1 rRNA gene is annotated in these 287 nt (G+C 54.4%); it reads left to right on the top strand.

Annotated features, from left to right (window positions below):
- Window positions 1–287, top strand: a 16S ribosomal RNA gene (locus tag ACTHS3_RS17710); the annotation flags it as partial.

Raw genomic sequence — 287 nt, 5'->3', positions numbered from 1 at the left:
CGTCAATGGGGGAAACCCTGAACGAGCGATGCCGCGTGAGCGATGAAGGCCTTCGGGTTGTAAAGCTCAAAAGTGAAGAGAAAGGGAAACTTGATCGATTCACAGTAAGCTCGGGCTAAGTTCGTGCCAGCAGCCGCGGTAAGACGAACCGAGCGAACGTTGTTCGGAATCACTGGGCTTAAAGGGCGCGTAGGCGGGTGCTCAAGTCTGTGGTGAAATCCTCCAGCTTAACTGGAGAACTGCCATGGATACTGGGTGTCTCGAGGAAGATAGGGGTATGCGGAACG

The organism is Neisseria sp. P0009.S007 (assembly GCF_051962515.1).
Note: the sequence above shows the minus strand (reverse complement) of the source record. Positions and strands in the feature narration are given on the sequence as shown.